Consider the following 15,907-nt stretch of genomic DNA (forward strand, 5'->3'; position numbering starts at 1 on the left):
CCCGACGCGTCCGCGATCACGGGCATCGACGTTCCCGTCGATTGCGGCTGGCTCGCGGGCACCTCCTGGCACAGCTATGGCGGCTTCCGCGATCCGGGGAACGGCAGCGATGCTTGAGATCCGCAATCTGGTGAAGGCCTTTGGCGGGGTGCGCGCGACCGACGACGTCACGCTGACCTTCGAGACCGCCTCGCTGACCGCGATCATCGGGCCGAACGGCGCGGGAAAGAGCACCTTCTTCAACCAGCTCTCGGGGGCGATCCGGCCCGATAGCGGCGAGATCCGGCTCGATGGCCAGAACCTCGTCGGATTGAGCATCGGTGAGATCGTCCGGCGCGGGGTCGGGCGGGCCTTCCAGGTCGCGAGCATCTTCCCGTCGCTGACGGTCGAGGAAACCCTGCTGGCCGCGGTCTCCGCGCATCACCGCCACGCGGGCCGCCTCGGCACGCGTTTCCCGCTCGCCTCGACGCGCGCCCATGCCGGCCATTGCGTCGCGATGGTCGGGCTTCACGACAAGCGCCACATCCTCTCGGCCAATCTCTCGCATGGCGACCAGAAGCTGCTCGATATCGCGCTTGCCCTGGTGCTCGAGCCGCGCGTGCTCCTGCTCGACGAGCCGACCGCCGGCATGGGCCCCGAGGAACGCTGGCGCGTCATCGACAAGGTCCATGAGCTCTGGGAACGGCAGAAGATGACCGTGGTCTTCATCGAGCACGACATGGACATCGTCTTCAAGATCGCCCCGTCGATCCGCGTCCTGAGCTATGGCCGGGTTCTGGCGGAAGGCACGCCGCAGCAGATCCGGACCAATCCGGCCGTGATCGAGGCCTATCTMGGCAGCGAGCATGAGGTGGCGGCATGAGCGGCGGTTCCGTCACCAGCCCTGCGGTCATCGCGCTGTCCGGCGTCGACGTCTTCTATGGGGCGAGCCAGATCCTGTTCGGTGTCGGCTTTTCCGTCGAGCAGGGCCAGACCATGGCGCTGCTCGGCCGCAACGGCGCCGGCAAGAGCACGACGATGAAGGCGATCGCCGGTCTTGCCCCGCCGCGGCGCGGCAGCGTGCGCCTGAACGGCGCCGAGACGACGCGCCAGAAACCGCATCGCATCGCCTGCGCCGGGCTCGGCTTCGTGCCCGAGGACAGGCAGGTCTTTCCGCAGCACAGCGTCGAGGACAACCTGCTGATCGCCGCGAAGAAGGGCCCCGATGGGCGGGACGAGTGGAACCTCGAACGCATCTACGAGGTGTTCCCGCTGCTCGTGCCCCTGCGCCAGCGCATGGCCGGGCGCCTCTCAGGCGGCGAGCAGCAGATGCTCGCGATCGCCCGCATGCTGATGGGCAACCCCTCGGTGCTGCTTCTGGACGAGCCCAGCGAAGGCCTCGCGCCCATCATCGTGCAGCGCATCGGCGAGCTGATCCGCACGCTGCGCCAGACCGGCGTCACGATCCTGATCGCCGAGCAGAACATGCATTTCTGCCTCGGCCTCGCGACGGACGCGACCGTGATCGACAAGGGCCAGATCGTCTTCAAGGGCTCGATCGCGGCCCTGAAGGCGAATGACGACATCCGCCAGCGTTATCTCGCGCTCTGATCGCCCAGGAGATTGCTCGTGCCGACGCTCACCCGCGAGATCGCCCGTTTTGTCGTGCAGCTGCGCACGGAGACCCTGCCGCCCGAGGTTGTGGCCAAGGCCCGGTCCTGCCTCGTCAATGCGCTCGGCATGGCGGTCAATGGCTTCGATACGCCCTATGCGCCGGTGGCGCGCAAGGCCGCCCTGGCGCTCGATGGCGAGATCGCCCACGGGGCGACCCTGCTCGGCGATGGCAGGCGCAGCACGATCGGCGCTGCCTGCCTCGCCAATGCAGCGCTGTTCCATGGCCGGGCCCAGGAGGATACCTGCGGGGCGGCGCATTTCGGCACGATCCTGATCCCGATGCTGCTGGCGATGATCGAGGCCAGGGCCTATCCGCTTGCAAGGCTGCTTCCGGCGCTGGTCGCGGGCTACGAGGCTGGCGGCTTGCTGGAGCAGGCCTTCGCCGGCCGCACGACGCCGGCCGGGTTCCGCTCCTCCGCGACCTATGGCACCGTTGCGGCTGCGGCTGCGGCCGGYACGCTGATGGAGCTTGACGAGGCGACGCTCGCGGCAGCGCTGGCCAATGCCGTCTCGTTCACCGGCGGCGTCCTGCAATCCTTTGCCGACGGCACCGACGAATGGCGCTACCAGGTCGGCATCGTCGCCCGCAACGGCCTGGCCGCCGCCGAGCTTGCCGCGGCCGGCTCGGTCTCCGCGCCGCATGCCGTGGAGGGCAGGGCGGGGCTCGCGCGCAGCTTTGCCGGGGTGGAGGCGCCGGCCGGTCTCGCCGCCAGCCTCGGCCGCGACTGGGCGATCCTGCGCGTCACCTTCAAGCCCTTTCCGGTTTGCGCTTTCAACCAGACGCCGGTGACCGGTGCGCTCGCCCTGCGCGAGGTGCTGGCTAGCAGGCCGCTCGCGGCGGTGCGCGTGCGGATGAACCCCTATGAGACCGGTTATGCCGGCATGGATGCGACCGGCCCGTTCAGCTCGATTTCAGGCACGCTGATGAGCATTCCGTTCTGCATTGCCACGACCCTGGTCCACGGCGCGCCGAGCACGCGGCAGATGACGACCTATGACCGGAGGTCGTCGGGCTCTTCTCGGAGATCGAAGGCCGGCGCCGGGCGGCGTAGCCCGGCGTGATCCACTTGGCGTGACCCGCTTCGCATCAACGTCCTGGCATCGAAGCAGTTGCATTCTCAAAAAATGAATTATGACTCATAAATCATTTTATGTTAAATGCGACTCCTGGTGATTGAGAGCTTCATGACAGAACCATTGGACCCTTCCGTCGCGCCGGCCGGCCACAACGCCGCCCACGGGTTGCTCGCGCTCTATCGTTCGCTGGTGCTGATCCGCTGCAGCGAAGAGCGGCTGAGCGCGATGTTCGCCGATGGCGAGGTGCCGGGTTTCATCCATCTGAGCATCGGCCAGGAGGCGGTGTCGGYTGGCGTCATGGCGGCCCTGACGGCGCAGGATACGATCGCCTCGACCCATCGCGGCCACGGCCATGCCATCGCCAAGGGGCTTTCGCTCGACGGGTTCTTTGCGGAACTGCTGGCCCGGGATACCGGGCTCTGCCGCGGCCGCGGCGGCTCGATGCATGTCGCCGACATGTCGGTCGGCATGCTTGGCGCCAACGGCATTGTCGGGGCCGGGCTCTCGATCGCGCTCGGCAGCGCGCTCGCGCATCGGACGCAGAAGAACGGCGCGATCGCGGTTGCCTTCTTCGGTGACGGGGCGCTGGCCGAGGGCCTCGTGCATGAATGCCTGAACATGGCGGCGCTCTGGCGGCTGCCCATGCTCTTCGTCTGCGAGAACAATGGCTGGGGCGAATTCCTGCCGACCTCGAAGCAGCTCTCCTTTGCATTGAAGGATCTGGCCGCCGCCTACCGGATCCCGCATGTCCTGGTCGACGGCAACGATGTCGCTGCCGTTGCCGAGGCCGCCGCGCGGATCGTGCCCGAGGTCCGGGCGGACGGCCCGCGCATCCTCGAATGCATGACGACGCGCGTGCGTGGCCATTTCGAGGGCGATGCCCAGAAATACCGTGATGCCGCCGACCTCGCTGCGCTGAGCGAACGCGACCCGCTGCGGATCACCGCGACGCAGCTGGTTGAGGCYGGCATCGCCGAGGACGCCTTGGCCAGCATCACCGAAGAGGTCAAGGCGCGCATTCATGCCGCGGTCGAGGCGGCGCGCGCGGCACCTGGCCCCGGTTTCGAGGCTGCGCTCGCGGATGTCTACACAGCGGCGCCAGCCGGGATGGAGGCACACTGATGCCGGAGCTTCGTTATCTCAAGGCGATCAACCTCGCCTTGGCCGACGCGATGGCGGCCGACCCCACCGTCATCCTGATCGGCGAGGATGTCTCCGAGGCCGGCGGCGCCTTCGGGGCCAGCCGCGGCCTGCGCGAGCGCTTCGGTGCCGAACGCATCGTCGATACGCCGATCTCCGAGGCCGCGATCGCGGGTGCCGCCGTGGGAGCCGCGCTCAGCGGCCTCAGGCCGGTCGTCGAGATCATGTTCATGGATTTCACCACGCTGGTCATGGACGCGATGGTGAACCAGGCAGCCAAGGCGCGCTTCATGTTCGGCGGCCAGAGCTCCGTGCCGATGGTGCTGCGCACGCCGCATGGCGGCGGCCTTGGCGCCGGCCCCCAGCATTCGCAATGCCTGGAGGCCTGGTTTGCCCATGTGCCGGGGCTGAAGGTCGTTTGCCCCTCCGACCCGGCCAGCGCCTATGGCCTGCTGCGCGCGGCGATCGCCGATCCCGACCCGGTCGTCTTCGTCGAGAACAAGGCGCTCTACGCCATGAAGGCCGACGTGCCGGCCGAGCTGCCGGTCATCCCGCTCGGCCAGGCGGCGACGCTGCGCGAGGGCAGGGATGTCAGCATCATTGCCTATGGCGCCGCCGTCCACACGGCCCTGGCCGCTGCCTCCCAGCTCGCGGGGGAGGGCGTCGAGGCCGAAATCCTGGACCTGCGCAGCATCCAGCCCTGGGACGAGCAGGCCGTCCTGCGCTCGCTCGCCAAAACCCATCGCCTCGTCGTGGTGCACGAGGCCGTCGAGGCCTTTGGCGTCGGCGCCGAGATCGTCGCCCGGATGGCCGATATCGGTTTCGACGAACTCGACGGGCCGATCGTACGGGTCGGCGCACCCTTCATGCCGGTGCCGTTCTCCAAGGGGTTGGAGACGGCCTACCTGCCTTCCGCCGAGCGGGTGGTGCAAGCCGTGCGCCGCACACTCGCCTGAGATCGAGAGGAACACCCGTGTCCGACAGCATTCTCTATGAGCGCCGTGACGCCACCGCCCTGATCACGATCAATCGGCCAGCGACGCTGAATGCGCTCGACATGGCGACGCTTGCGGCGCTCGACGAGGCCGTGGGCCGCGCCGGGGCCGATCCGCTGGTCAAGGTCGTCGTCCTGACCGGAGCCGGCGAGCGCGCCTTCGTCGCCGGCGGCGATATCGCCGATCTCGATAGCCGCCAGGGCCTGCCGCATTATCTCGAGCTCGGCGAGCGGCTGCACAGCGTCTTCCGCCGCATCGAGACGCTGGACAAGCCGACGATCGCCGCGGTGAACGGCTGGGCGCTGGGCGGCGGCACCGAATTGCTGCTCTGCCTCGATATTCGCCTTGCCGCGAGCTCGGCCAAGTTCGGCCTGCCCGAGATCAATCTGGGCCTGTTCCCCGGCGCAGGCGGCTCTCAGCGGCTGATCCGCCAGATCCCGCTGTGCCGGGCGAAGGAGCTGATGTTCACCGGCGGCCGCATCGATGCGGCCGAGGCGGAGCGGCTCGGCTTGATCAACCGCGTAGTGCCCGATGCCGAACTGCTCGACCAGGCGCTGGCGCTTGCGGCCAGCATCGCGACCACATCCCCGCTCGTCCTGAAACTCCTGAAGCGCACGCTCAATGACGGTGCGGATATGCCGCTGYCCTCGGCGCTGCGCCATGAGCAGGCGATGATCGGCCTCGTGCTCGATTCCGCCGACGCACATGAAGGCTGCCAGGCCTTCCTGCAGAAGCGCCAAGCCAGCTTCCGGGGCGTGTGACCATGTCGAGCGCCGCCCCCATCGTGATGCCCAAGCTCGGCCTGACCATGACCGAGGGCCTGCTCGCGTCCTGGCGCGTCGGTCCGGGCGACAGGGTTGCGGCCGGCGACATCCTGTTCATCGTCGAGACCGAGAAGATCGCGACCGAGATCGAGGCCCAGCAGGCCGGCAGCATCGGCGAAATCCTGATCCCGGAAGGCGAGACGGTCCCTGTCGGCGCCGTGCTCGCAACCTGGGCCGGCGCGGCCCCGGCTGCCGGGGTGCAGAAGGCCGCAGCTCCGGAGATGACCGCGGCCAAGCCGGCACCGGAACCGGTGTCCGTGCCGGCGCCAGTTGCGGGGGATCGCGTGATCGCGACGCCGCTGGCGCGGCGCATCGCCCGCCGGCATGGCCTGGACCTGGCCTTGGTCGCAGGCTCCGGCCCGCGCGGCAGGATCAAGCAGGCCGATGTCCAGGCGGCTCTGGCAGCGACCATCGCACCGACCGAGGCGAACGCCCGACCGACTCCGGCCGTGCGAGCGACGTCCGACCGGCGACGCCCCGCCAGCACCATGGAAAGGATCGTCGCGCGCCGGCTGACCCTGTCCAAGCAGACGATCCCGCATTTCTACGTTCATGCCGAGGCCGATATCTCGCGGCTGCTGGACCTGCGCGAGGAATTGAACGGCAGCGGCGGGCAGACCCGCCTGAGCATCACGCATTTCATCATGGCGGCGGTGGGCCGGGCCCTGGTCGAGATGCCGGCCTGCAACCTGCTCTGGGCCGAGGACGAGATCATCGAGCTCGCCAGTCCGGATGTCGGGCTCGCGGTCGACAGCGAACGGGGCCTGCTCGTGCCGGTGCTTCGTGAGGCCGGCCACCTAAGCCTGGATGCGGTCGCTGACGGGTGCGGCGATCTCGTTGCCCGCGCCCGCTCCGGACGCCTCGCGAGCGCCGAGCTCGAAGGCGGCGCCATCTCTGTCTCCAATGTCGGCATGTTCGGCGCCTCGCATCTCGTGCCGATCATCAATCCCGGCCAGTCGGCCATTCTCGGCGTCGCGGCGCAGAAGCCGGTCTTCCGGCCGGATGCGAATGGCCTGCCGAGCCTGCGGCGCGAAATCGGTCTGGTTCTCTCCTGCGACCACCGCGTGCTCGACGGCGTGCGGGCGGCGCGCTTCCTCGATCACATCGTCAACACCCTTGAAAACCCGTTGCGGCTGCTGCGCCAGCGCGCGGCGGAGCGGAGGCCAGCATGAATTTCGACCGCAGCGACGAGCAACAGATGCTGGCGGAAACCGCGCGGCGGGTCGGCGAAAAGTTCGGCCTGGACTACTGGCGCGAGCTCGACGCGAAGAAGGAATTTCCCAGCGCCGTCTGGCGCGAGATCTGCGCGGCCGGGCTCTGCGGCATCGCGATCCCGGAGGAATATGGTGGCGCCGGGCTCGGCATGGCCGAAGTCGCGATCGCGGTCGAGAACCTTTGCGCGGCGGCCGGCGGGTCGACGCTGAGCCAGATGTTCATGTGCAATCCGGTCTTTGGCGGGGTGACCATCAGCCGCTTCGGCACCGAGGCGATGAAGCGCGAGCTCTTGCCGGCGCTGGTGGCGGGCGACGCGCTGTTCGCGATGGCGCTGACCGAGCCGGATGCCGGTACGAATTCGCTCGCGCTCAAGACATTCGCCCGCACTGACGGCAATGGCTGGCGCCTCAACGGCCAGAAGATCTGGATCACCGCGGTGCCCCAGGCTACGAAGATGCTGGTCGTCGCGCGCACCCGCAAGCTCGAGGAGGTCAGCCGCAAGACCGACGGCATCAGTCTCTTCCTCATCGATGTCGACAGGGCGGGGCTGACCCATCAGGCGATCGAGAAGGTCGGCACCAACACCTTGCCCTCCAGCGCCGTGTTCTTCGAGGATGTGCGCGTCGAGGGGCATGAGCTCGTCGGCACGCTCGATGGCGGCTTTCGCGAATTGCTCGACGTGCTGAACACCGAGCGCATCGTCACCACGGCCGGGCTGGTCGGCACGGCCGAACTCGCGATCCGGCTTGCAGCCGACTATGCCCGCGAACGCAAGATCTTCAACGGCGCGGCGATCGGCTCCTATCAGGGCATCCAGTTCCCACTCGCCGAGGCGCATATCCAGCTGGAATGCGCCAGGCTGATGAACCAGAAGGCGGCGGCGCTCTACGACCAGGGCAAGCCCTATGGCAGCGAGGCCAATATGGCGAAATGGCTTGCCGGCCACGCCGCGGGGCTGGCGACGGACCGCGCCATCCAGACCCTCGGCGGCATGGGTTATGCGAAGGAATACCATGTCGAGCGGCTCTGGCGCGACGCGCGCCTGTTCCGCGTCGCTCCGGTCTCGGAGGAGATGATCCTCAACTATGTCGCCCAGCATGACCTGGGGCTGCCGCGCTCCTACTAGGGCATCGGCCCGAAAAGTGGATTGCGGTTCTCGGGAAAGCYGATGCCATCACAAAGGGTTAGATCATCGGACCGGATACGATTTCCCTGTCTGATGATCTAGGTGTGAGCTCTCAATAGGTTGTCCATCCGGTCCCGAGCGAGGAAGCTGAGGTTGCGAAGCTTCAGTCTCCATCGAAGGAGGACCGGATGAACATCCACAAGAATGCCCGTCTGACGCAGTTGGGTCGAGAGCGGATCGTGCGCATGGCGGCGGCAGGCACGGCCTCTGGCGTGATCGCCAAGGCGGCCGGCGTCAGCCTCAAGACCGTCCATAAATGGATCGCCCGCTTCGCCGCCGAGGGCATGGCCGGGCTGGCGGACCGCTCGTCGCGTCCGCACCGGCTGCATCGCCCGACGCCGGCAGGCCAGGTCGAGCAGATCATCGCACTGCGGCGCCAGCGGCTGAGCGGCCACTCAGAGCGCAGAGCCGAAGAGCTGCCGCGCTGGCTCCATCACTACAACTGGCATCGCCCCCACGGCGGAATCCAGGCCAAGACACCCATCAGCAGACTCGCTCGCGACGAGGACAACCTGTTGACGCTCCACATCTAGGGGCGCTGAGCACCGATGCGATGCGGGCTGTCCGGCCAGCACCGGCAGCCGGGGAGCCACGCCCGAACAGGATTTGAGGAGATGCGAACGCCGCCGGCAGGCCCCCCGTCGGGTTCATTCGTTCTGACGATGCCGTTGCCGCAGCGGCAACGCAGAATGCGGCAGAACTCGGTCAACAATGGGGGCAATGTTGGAAGCGATCGGGCGCCGACGTTCAGAAGGTTCGCCTTCTCATGCCGTGCGGTCCATTCCAGGTGATGGGAGGCCGCAGGACGCAACGACCGTCCGAAACAGCATCTTGGACGATGTGGCCTGGGCAGGGGCATCGGCGCGCGCCCTCGACAGGGACGGCCCCACCAGCCATCCCTTCGCAGAGATGAGCGACGATTTTTCGGACGCACCGGCGTTCGAACATCTGGAACGGGTTGTCCAGAAGCACGCAGACAAGATCGCGCTCAGTGACGGCACGACATCGCTGACCTTTCTGCGGTTGTTGCACGCGGTTCAGATCCTCGCCGCCGTCATCGCCGATGCGGTCCCGCCCGGAGAGACGGTCGGACTGCTTCTCGGCAACGCCCTCTGGTACCCGGTGGCCATGCTGGCTGCCATGCGCGCCGGCAGGCCCGCGGTGCCGCTCAATCCGCGGGACCCGGTGCCGCGCCTGGCGGCCATTGCGGCGGATGCGCGCCTAAAGGCCATCGTGAGGGTCGGCCCTGGCGAACCGCAGGACTGGCCGGATGCGGTGCCGCTGCAATGGATCGACCCGGCAAAATGTCTCGCGGAGGCGCCGCCTGGCAGGGTCCCGCTGTCGCAATCCGAGATCTCCGTCGATGCGCCGGCCATCGTTCTCTACACATCGGGCAGCACCGGAACGCCAAAGGGCGTGGTCAACAGCCAACGCGCGCTCCTCCAGCGTGTTCAGCAATATGTAAACGCCGGCCATATCGGCCCCGATGATGTCTTCATGCCGCTGACCGGGCCTGCGACCATCGCGGGATGCCGGGAAATGATGACGCCGATGCTCTGCGGCGCGACATTGTATCTGCTGGATGTCGAGAGCGCCGGCATTCGCGCCGTTCGCGAGCATTTCCAGACCTGGCAGGTGACGGTCGCCTATCTCGTGCCTGCCTTGTTGCGCGTCTTGATGAATGGCGCCCAGCCCGACACGTTTGCCTCGCTCCGCGTGGTGCGGGTCGGCGGCGAAAGGGTGCTCTGGGCCGATATCGATCGCCTCCGCGCGGCGGTGCCGGAGACCTGCTTCATCCAGATCAGCTATTTGTCGACCGAGAGTACGGGAACACAGTGGTTCCTGCCGAGGGACTATCCGGAACAGGGTGCAACGGTTCCGGTCGGTTTCGTCCTGCCCGGCGTTGATTATGCCGTGGTCGACGAGAACGGAGATCCGGTCGCTCCAGGGCAGGAGGGCGAGCTGCTGCTCCGCAGCAGCTACGTCGCCCTTGGATACTGGGAACGCGGCAGAAATCTCCCGCTTCAGGCGGGCCTGCCCGATCCGCAGCTTCGGCTCTTCGCAACGGGCGATCTCGTCACAGTGGACGAAACCGGCTTGATGCGGGTCGTTGGACGCAAAGGGCGCCAGATCAAGATCAATGGACGGCGCGTCGAGCCGGCCGAACTCGAACTTGTCCTGCGGCGCGCGCCCGGCATCCGCGATGCCGTCGCGGTCGTGACGGACGGAAACGAACTGGTGGCCTTTGTCGTTCCCGCCGAACAGGCGGGCACGGACCTGATTCCAGAATTGCGCGCGCTGATCAGGCGGTCGCTGCCGGCCGCCGTCCATCCGACGCGGCTGCATAGTCTTGCCGAATTGCCACGGCTTCGGGGCGGGAAGATCGACAGTATCCGGCTGCGGGAGCTGGATGGCGGGCTGCGCCCGCCCAAGGACAACGATGACGCTCCGGAATCCCGACAAATGGGAAACCCTCATGCTGTCGAGGCGGTGGTCGGGACCCTTTGGGAACGGATACTCCAGGGCAAGGGAGCGGCAGGCAGCCGCTGGGATGAAGCGGGTGGCGATTCCCTGAAGTTGCTGCAATTCGTCATGGAACTCGAGGAGGCGCTTGGGCGGGAACTCGATCTGGACCTGTTCACCATCGACATGAGTTTTGCCGATATCGTCAGGGCAGCGTCCGGCGACGAGGCGACGAGACATCCGCCTGCCCCCTCCGACACGCGGCCCGTCCTGTTCATCGTGCCGGGATCGATCGGCTACGGCCCTAGCCTTGCGGCCTTCGGGCTGGAGATGGGCAAGGTCGCCCGGGTTGTCGCCGTGCGCTACGAGAACCTGAAGGACCTGCTGGCCGGACAGGGAACGATACCCCGGATGGTCGATGCCGTTGTCGACCAGATCAACCATGCCCAGCCCGAGGGCAATGTGAAGCTCATCGGCTATTCCCTGGGCGGCGGCGTCGCCTTCKAGGTTGCTTCCACGCTCGTCGCGGCGGGCCGGTCGGTCACCTTCCTGGGAATCCTCGACACCAATATCGGCGCCGGGCATCACAGCTACGCTGAGACCCTGGCCCGCACGGCGCAGCGCATCCGGGCGCACCGGGTGACCATCGATCGCATGATGTTGCGGGCCGTCGCCAAGATCTTTGCCCGTTTCGGCGCAGAGGCCCAGCTCGCCAGCGGCATCGAGCGCTTGAAATGGGAGATCCTCGCCCGGCCACGTTTCATTCTGCGCCTCGAGCTCGAGGAGGTGCTGCGCATGCGCGCCTTCGACCACTGGCTCCGCCAGCCGAAAACCGCGCTGCCGATAGCCGCCACCCTGTTTCGATGCCGACGGCCCGGCGTTCCGTTAGATCTGGGCTGGGGCGAGCTCTTCACCGATCTGAACGTGGTCCCGATCGTCGGCGGGCATCTCGATATGCTGATTGAACCGCACCTCGGCCATAACCGCCCCTTGATCGAGCACGCCTTCCTGGCGAGCGGCGGATAGGGCAACCTCCGGTGGACGTTTCCCTCGGCAGCGGCGACGCTCTCAAGGTATCGGCGCAGGCGAGGCATCCCGGCCTCATGTGGCGCTGGCCGACGATGCGACCCAGCACCATCGCAGCCGTGCCGGAGATGGCGCCGGTCTCGGCCAGATCGGTGCCGTAGAGCATGAGGCGCAGCCTGATGCCGGGCGCAACCACATAGCTGTTCGCTGCGATGGTCACGAGCCGCCGCGTCTGTGCCGGATCGAAATCCTGTACCATGCAGGGATTGCCGACCTCGCGGACCGCTGTGCGTTCGTGCTCGACGCCCTGCGGGTTGCCTGACTGACGCGACCGGGCATTCCAACGAAAGGATCAAACCATGTCACTCAAGGATATTCTTCCGGGCAAGCTCGGCTTCGGCGCCGCCCCGCTTGGAAACATGTTMCGCGACATTCCCGAGCAGGAGGCGCTCGCAACGGTCGAGGCTGCCTGGAAGGACGGCATCCGCTATTTCGACAACGCTCCCTTTTACGGGGCCGGCCTCGCCGAAATCCGCATGGGCGAGGCGCTCAATGGCCGGCCGCGCGACGAATACGTCATCAGCACCAAGGTCGGCCGCGTCATCCTCGACGAGATCGAGGATGTCAGTGCGCGAGATCTCGGCGAGAAGGGCGAGGTCTTCAAGCATGGCCGCCCCAACAGGATCGTGAACGACTATTCCGAGGCCGCAACTTTGCGGTCCATCGAGGACAGCCTGAAGCGACTGAAGACCGATCGTATCGAGATCGCCTGGGTCCATGATGTCGCCCAGGATTTCTACGGCGACGAATGGCTCGGCGTGTTCGAGGCGTCGCGCAAGGGCGCCTTCAGGGCCCTCGACCGGCTGCGCGACGAAGGCGTGATCAAGGGCTGGGGCCTCGGTGTCAACCGGGTGGAGCCGATCGAGCTGCTGCTCGGGCTCGACGGTCCGCGCCCAGACGGCTTCCTGCTGGCGGGACGCTACACGCTGCTCGACCATGCGCGCGCCCTCCAGCGCGTGATGCCGCTGGTCACCGAGCGCGGGMTCGGCATCGTCGTCGGCGGCCCCTACAGCTCCGGTGCCTTGGTCGGCGGCCCGAACTTCGAATACGCACCGATGACGACGGAGATCCGCGCCAAGGTCGCGCGCATCAAGGCCATCGCCGACCGCCACGGCGTCAGCATGAAGGCGGCCGGCCTGCAGTTTTCGCTCGCCAATCCCGCGGTCGCTGCGGTGATCCCCGGCGCCAGCCAGCCGAGCCGCATCGCCGAAGACCGGGCTGCGCTGCAGGAGGTGGTGCCTGCCGCGTTCTGGCGGGAGCTGCGGGAGGCCGGGCTGGTCCATCCCGACGCGCCCTTGCCCGGCGCGTAGCATGTCAGGCAGCTGACGGCTGCCGTCTCGCCGGATGAAAAATCGAAGGCATGCAAACACAAGAGGTTAGGTCATCGCACCGGATCCGATTTCCTGTCCGGTGAACTATTCCGTGACCTTGATATCCAGTTCGCGGATCAGCCGGCCGAAACGCTCGATGTCTCCGGTGACCAGGCGCGCCATGTCCTGGGGGAGCCGGGAGCGGGGTCGAGCCCGCTGGCCGCGAGCCTTGTCGCGATTTCGGGAGCCATGATCGCGCGCGCGGCCGCCGCATTCAGGCGCGCGACGATCGGCGCTGGAGTCCCGGCGGGGGCAACGAGGCCGAAGAAATTCGGGATCAGCGGATCATCGGAGAGGCCGAGTTCCGTCATCGTCGGCACCTCGCTCATGTCGCGCAGCCGCCGCTCGTTCCCGACGGCGAGCGCCTTCAGCTTTCCGTCCTGCATCAGGGAGAGCGCGGCCGGCGGCGTGGAGATGGTCAGCGCGACTTCGCCCGTCGCCACCGCCGTGACGGCGGGCGGCGCACCGCGATAGGGCACATGCACCATCCTGACGCCGAGCCTGCGTGCCAGCGCCTCGATGTTGAGATGGGCCATGCTGCCCTTGCCGAAGCTGGCATAGGGCAGCTCGCGCTGCTTCGCGAGGGCGACGAACTCGGCGAAACTGCCGACGCCGAGCCCGGGATTTACGACCAGCACATAGGGGCCCGTCGCGACCACCCCGACATAGGCGAAGTCCCGTTTGCCATCGAGAGCCTGCTGCGGCATCAGGATCGGATTGATGCCAAAGACCTCGCGCGGCGCCATCAGCAGTGTGTAGCCGTCAGGCTCTGCCCGCGCGACGGCCGCTGCCCCGACCATGCCGTTGGCGCCGGCCCGGTTCTCGACGACGACCGGCTGGCCGAATTCGAGGCGCAGTTTCTCGGCGACGAGCCGCGCGGCAAGATCGACCGCGCCTCCGGCCGGGTAGGGCACGATCAGCAGGATCTGCCTGGTGGGATAGCCGGTCTGGCTCTGGGCGAGCGCCGGCAGGGCGAGAGARCCCGCACCGAGGAGAGCCAGGGCGGCGCGGCGAGACATCGGCTCGGACATGGTGACCTCCCATCCAGTTGTTCAGGGTCGTTGGGTCGGTGCTCAGAAGGGCCCGGGCGCGTCGACATGCCGGGTCCATTGCTCCCAGGCGCGGTCCATGGCGAAGGGCTTCAGGTTGAATTCGGCGGCAGAGAGCGCTTCGGCGGTCGTCAGTCGGCGAACCGCGCCGAGCTGGGCGGCCTTCAACTGCACCTCGGCATTGCGAGCGCCGTAGATCGCCCGAAAGGTCACCTCCCGGAGCGAGCGGCCCGCGACGGTGGCGCCGTGGCCGCGCATCAGCACGGTCCAGTTTGCCCCAAGGGCACGCGCAAGCGAATCCCCCTGCGCCTGCGTCGAGACGATCAGGTTCGTGTCGCCGAACTCGTCCTGGCTGTCCCAGAGCGGCACGGTCGCGCCCATGGTCGCGCSCAGATGGAAGACGGGAACGAGTTCGGCATCGCTCGTGCAGAACGGCATCATCGCCGGCGCATGGTGGTGGCAGATGGCCTGCACATCCGGGCGTGCGCGGTAGATCGCGCCATGGATGCTGCGTTCGGCGAAGATGCGGGCCTGCGTCACCGAGACGAGGGCATCCTCGCGGTCGAAGACCAGCACATCCTCGGGCGCCACCAGCTCGGCCGCGCGGGTTCTGGGCATCAGGTAATGATCGCTGCGATCGGGATGGCGCGCCGAGACATGTCCAAAACTGTCGACGATGCCTTCGCGGGCGAGGATGCGGCTCGCGAGAACGATCTCGGCGACCACCGCATCAAGCTCCCGGGTGCCCTGTGGGAGCGGAGCCTCGCTGGCTCCGGCAGGCGCGTTCGACAGCATGGGACGCCCTCGATTGAAATGCGCGGATCTGCGCCGTCGCGGCAGGGTCACTCATTCTGCCGGACGAAATCCAATGCGAAGCGCTTAGGTCAGCGCTAAGCGTTTTGTTGTGGCTCGGCGGCCGGTAGCGGGTGCCCCAACCCGATCACCGCCGCCGACAGCGTCGTCATCGCCGCAGCAACGGCGTCGCGGATGATCGGGAGCGCGGCAAGCTGCCCGGCCTTGCGGGAGCCCGCGAGGTAGAGCGTGCGCCTGAGCACCGGTGCAATGATCGGGCGGGCCGACAAGGTTCCGGCCGCGACCTCCGCGAGCACGGTGCCATAGGGCAGGATGCCGGCCGCAGGCCCGCGCGCGACCAGCGTCTTGATGCCGGAAATCGAACGGACCTCGTGTTCGAGCCGGAGGACGAGCCCGTGTTCGGTGGCGGTCTTCTCGACGAGGGAGCGCACGCCATCGCGCGGCTCCGGCAGGATGAGAGGATGGGCGAGAGCCTCGGTGAAGCTGATGGGGGCCGTGTCCCGGTCTCCCGTCGCGGTGACGAGGACGAGGTCTTCCTGGTAGAGGGYGCGCCTCCAGCAGCCCGGTGCGTCCGGAACCTCATAGGCCAGGATCAGGTCGAGCTCGGCCCGATGCAGGCTGTCGACCAGGAGATGGCTCATCTCTTCGGTCAGGCTGACGGCAAGGTGAGGCGCGCGCTCCGAGATCCGTAACAGCAGCTCCGGCCCGATGATCTGCATCAGGCTCGGGGTCAGGCCGAAGCGCACGGCCTCGCGTGCGTCCTCGCGCAGTTCACGGCGCGTCAGCGCGACGAGGTCGAGGATCTCGACGGCGCGCCGGAACAGCTTTTCGCCGGCGGCGGTTGGGGAGACGCCGCGCGAATGGCGCGTCAGCAGCGTGACGCCGAGGCCTTCCTCGAGCTGCTTGATCTGCATGCCGAGCGCCGGTTGCGCGATCCGCAGCTCATCGGCCGCGCGCGTCATATTGGCGGCCTCAACCACACGGACGAAATAGGTGAGTTGGCGGAGGTTCAACGCCCGCTCCGGGATCGGCTGCT

General features: G+C 67.5%; 15 protein-coding genes. 12 read left to right on the forward strand and 3 right to left on the reverse strand.

Going from position 1 to position 15,907, the window contains the following annotated elements; translation table 11 throughout:
• The first annotated feature begins 109 nt into the window (after nt 1-109).
• From AC1DRP_RS18655 to AC1DRP_RS18710, 12 genes are all read left to right on the forward strand, one after another.
• Nucleotides 110-862, forward strand: a complete 753-nt coding sequence (locus tag AC1DRP_RS18655; protein ID WP_441488420.1) for an ABC transporter ATP-binding protein — start codon at nt 110-112, stop codon at nt 860-862.
• A complete protein-coding gene (locus tag AC1DRP_RS18660) occupies nt 859-1,590 on the forward strand; it encodes an ABC transporter ATP-binding protein (protein WP_441504522.1) in 732 nt (243 codons plus the stop codon). Before AC1DRP_RS18655 ends, AC1DRP_RS18660 begins: the two co-directional genes overlap by 4 nt.
• Nucleotides 1,591-1,608: 18 nt before the next feature.
• The gene (locus AC1DRP_RS18665) at nt 1,609-2,715 is read left to right on the forward strand and encodes an MmgE/PrpD family protein (protein ID WP_476769241.1); all 1,107 of its coding nucleotides are present in this window, start codon (nt 1,609-1,611) and stop codon (nt 2,713-2,715) included.
• Between the two features lie 123 nt (nt 2,716-2,838).
• Nucleotides 2,839-3,852, forward strand: a complete 1,014-nt coding sequence (locus tag AC1DRP_RS18670; protein WP_476769242.1) for a thiamine pyrophosphate-dependent dehydrogenase E1 component subunit alpha — start codon at nt 2,839-2,841, stop codon at nt 3,850-3,852.
• Nucleotides 3,852-4,826, forward strand: coding sequence for an alpha-ketoacid dehydrogenase subunit beta (locus AC1DRP_RS18675; RefSeq protein ID WP_441504519.1), 975 nt, complete (start codon nt 3,852-3,854; stop codon nt 4,824-4,826). The genes AC1DRP_RS18670 and AC1DRP_RS18675 overlap by 1 nt, the downstream gene beginning before the upstream one ends.
• Before the next feature lie 17 nt (nt 4,827-4,843).
• Nucleotides 4,844-5,626, forward strand: a complete 783-nt coding sequence (locus AC1DRP_RS18680; RefSeq protein WP_476769243.1) for an enoyl-CoA hydratase/isomerase family protein — start codon at nt 4,844-4,846, stop codon at nt 5,624-5,626.
• Between the two features lie 2 nt (nt 5,627-5,628).
• The gene (locus AC1DRP_RS18685) at nt 5,629-6,861 is read left to right on the forward strand and encodes a dihydrolipoamide acetyltransferase family protein (protein WP_441504518.1); all 1,233 of its coding nucleotides are present in this window, start codon (nt 5,629-5,631) and stop codon (nt 6,859-6,861) included.
• On the forward strand, nt 6,858-8,030 hold the full coding sequence (locus AC1DRP_RS18690) for an acyl-CoA dehydrogenase family protein (protein WP_441488414.1): 1,173 nt from the start codon (nt 6,858-6,860) through the stop codon (nt 8,028-8,030). The genes AC1DRP_RS18685 and AC1DRP_RS18690 overlap by 4 nt, the downstream gene beginning before the upstream one ends.
• A gap of 188 nt (nt 8,031-8,218) precedes the next feature.
• On the forward strand, nt 8,219-8,623 hold the full coding sequence (locus AC1DRP_RS18695; RefSeq protein ID WP_441504517.1) for a leucine zipper domain-containing protein: 405 nt from the start codon (nt 8,219-8,221) through the stop codon (nt 8,621-8,623).
• 307 nt (nt 8,624-8,930) lie between these two features.
• Nucleotides 8,931-11,579 carry an AMP-binding protein gene (locus AC1DRP_RS18700; RefSeq protein WP_476769261.1) on the forward strand — a complete coding sequence of 883 codons (2,649 nt, stop codon included), beginning with the start codon at nt 8,931-8,933 and terminating at the stop codon, nt 11,577-11,579.
• A 79-nt stretch (nt 11,580-11,658) separates the two neighbouring features.
• The gene (locus AC1DRP_RS18705) at nt 11,659-11,901 is read left to right on the forward strand and encodes a hypothetical protein (RefSeq protein ID WP_441507952.1); all 243 of its coding nucleotides are present in this window, start codon (nt 11,659-11,661) and stop codon (nt 11,899-11,901) included.
• 37 nt (nt 11,902-11,938) lie between these two features.
• Complete coding sequence (locus AC1DRP_RS18710; protein WP_476769244.1) at nt 11,939-12,949, forward strand: aldo/keto reductase; 1,011 nt, start codon at nt 11,939-11,941, stop codon at nt 12,947-12,949.
• Between the two features lie 137 nt (nt 12,950-13,086).
• On the opposite strand, the gene AC1DRP_RS18715 is transcribed toward AC1DRP_RS18710, so the two are convergent.
• The 3 genes from AC1DRP_RS18715 to AC1DRP_RS18725 all read right to left on the reverse strand — a co-directional run bounded on the left by AC1DRP_RS18715 (nt 13,087) and on the right by AC1DRP_RS18725 (nt 15,884).
• Nucleotides 13,087-14,040, reverse strand: coding sequence for a Bug family tripartite tricarboxylate transporter substrate binding protein (locus tag AC1DRP_RS18715; RefSeq protein WP_441507950.1), 954 nt, complete (start codon nt 14,038-14,040; stop codon nt 13,087-13,089).
• A gap of 42 nt (nt 14,041-14,082) precedes the next feature.
• Nucleotides 14,083-14,853 (reverse strand): class II aldolase/adducin family protein, encoded by a 771-nt coding sequence (locus AC1DRP_RS18720; protein ID WP_476769245.1) that lies wholly within the window; start codon nt 14,851-14,853, stop codon nt 14,083-14,085.
• A 95-nt stretch (nt 14,854-14,948) separates the two neighbouring features.
• Nucleotides 14,949-15,884, reverse strand: a complete 936-nt coding sequence (locus AC1DRP_RS18725; RefSeq protein ID WP_476769246.1) for a LysR family transcriptional regulator — start codon at nt 15,882-15,884, stop codon at nt 14,949-14,951.
• Between the last annotated feature and the right edge of the window lie 23 nt (nt 15,885-15,907).

The organism is Allobosea sp. 01N443, from assembly GCF_056399325.1.

Bases quoted from the DNA above. Each gene is read 5' to 3' on its own strand.
- AC1DRP_RS18660 (WP_441504522.1), top strand. From the start codon at position 859: ATGAGCGGCGGTTCCGTCACCAGCCCTGCGGTCATCGCGCTGTCCGGC.
- AC1DRP_RS18675 (WP_441504519.1), top strand. From the start codon at position 3,852: ATGCCGGAGCTTCGTTATCTCAAGGCGATCAACCTCGCCTTGGCCGAC.
- AC1DRP_RS18685 (WP_441504518.1), top strand. From the start codon at position 5,629: ATGTCGAGCGCCGCCCCCATCGTGATGCCCAAGCTCGGCCTGACCATG.
- AC1DRP_RS18690 (WP_441488414.1), top strand. From the start codon at position 6,858: ATGAATTTCGACCGCAGCGACGAGCAACAGATGCTGGCGGAAACCGCG.
- AC1DRP_RS18695 (WP_441504517.1), top strand. From the start codon at position 8,219: ATGAACATCCACAAGAATGCCCGTCTGACGCAGTTGGGTCGAGAGCGG.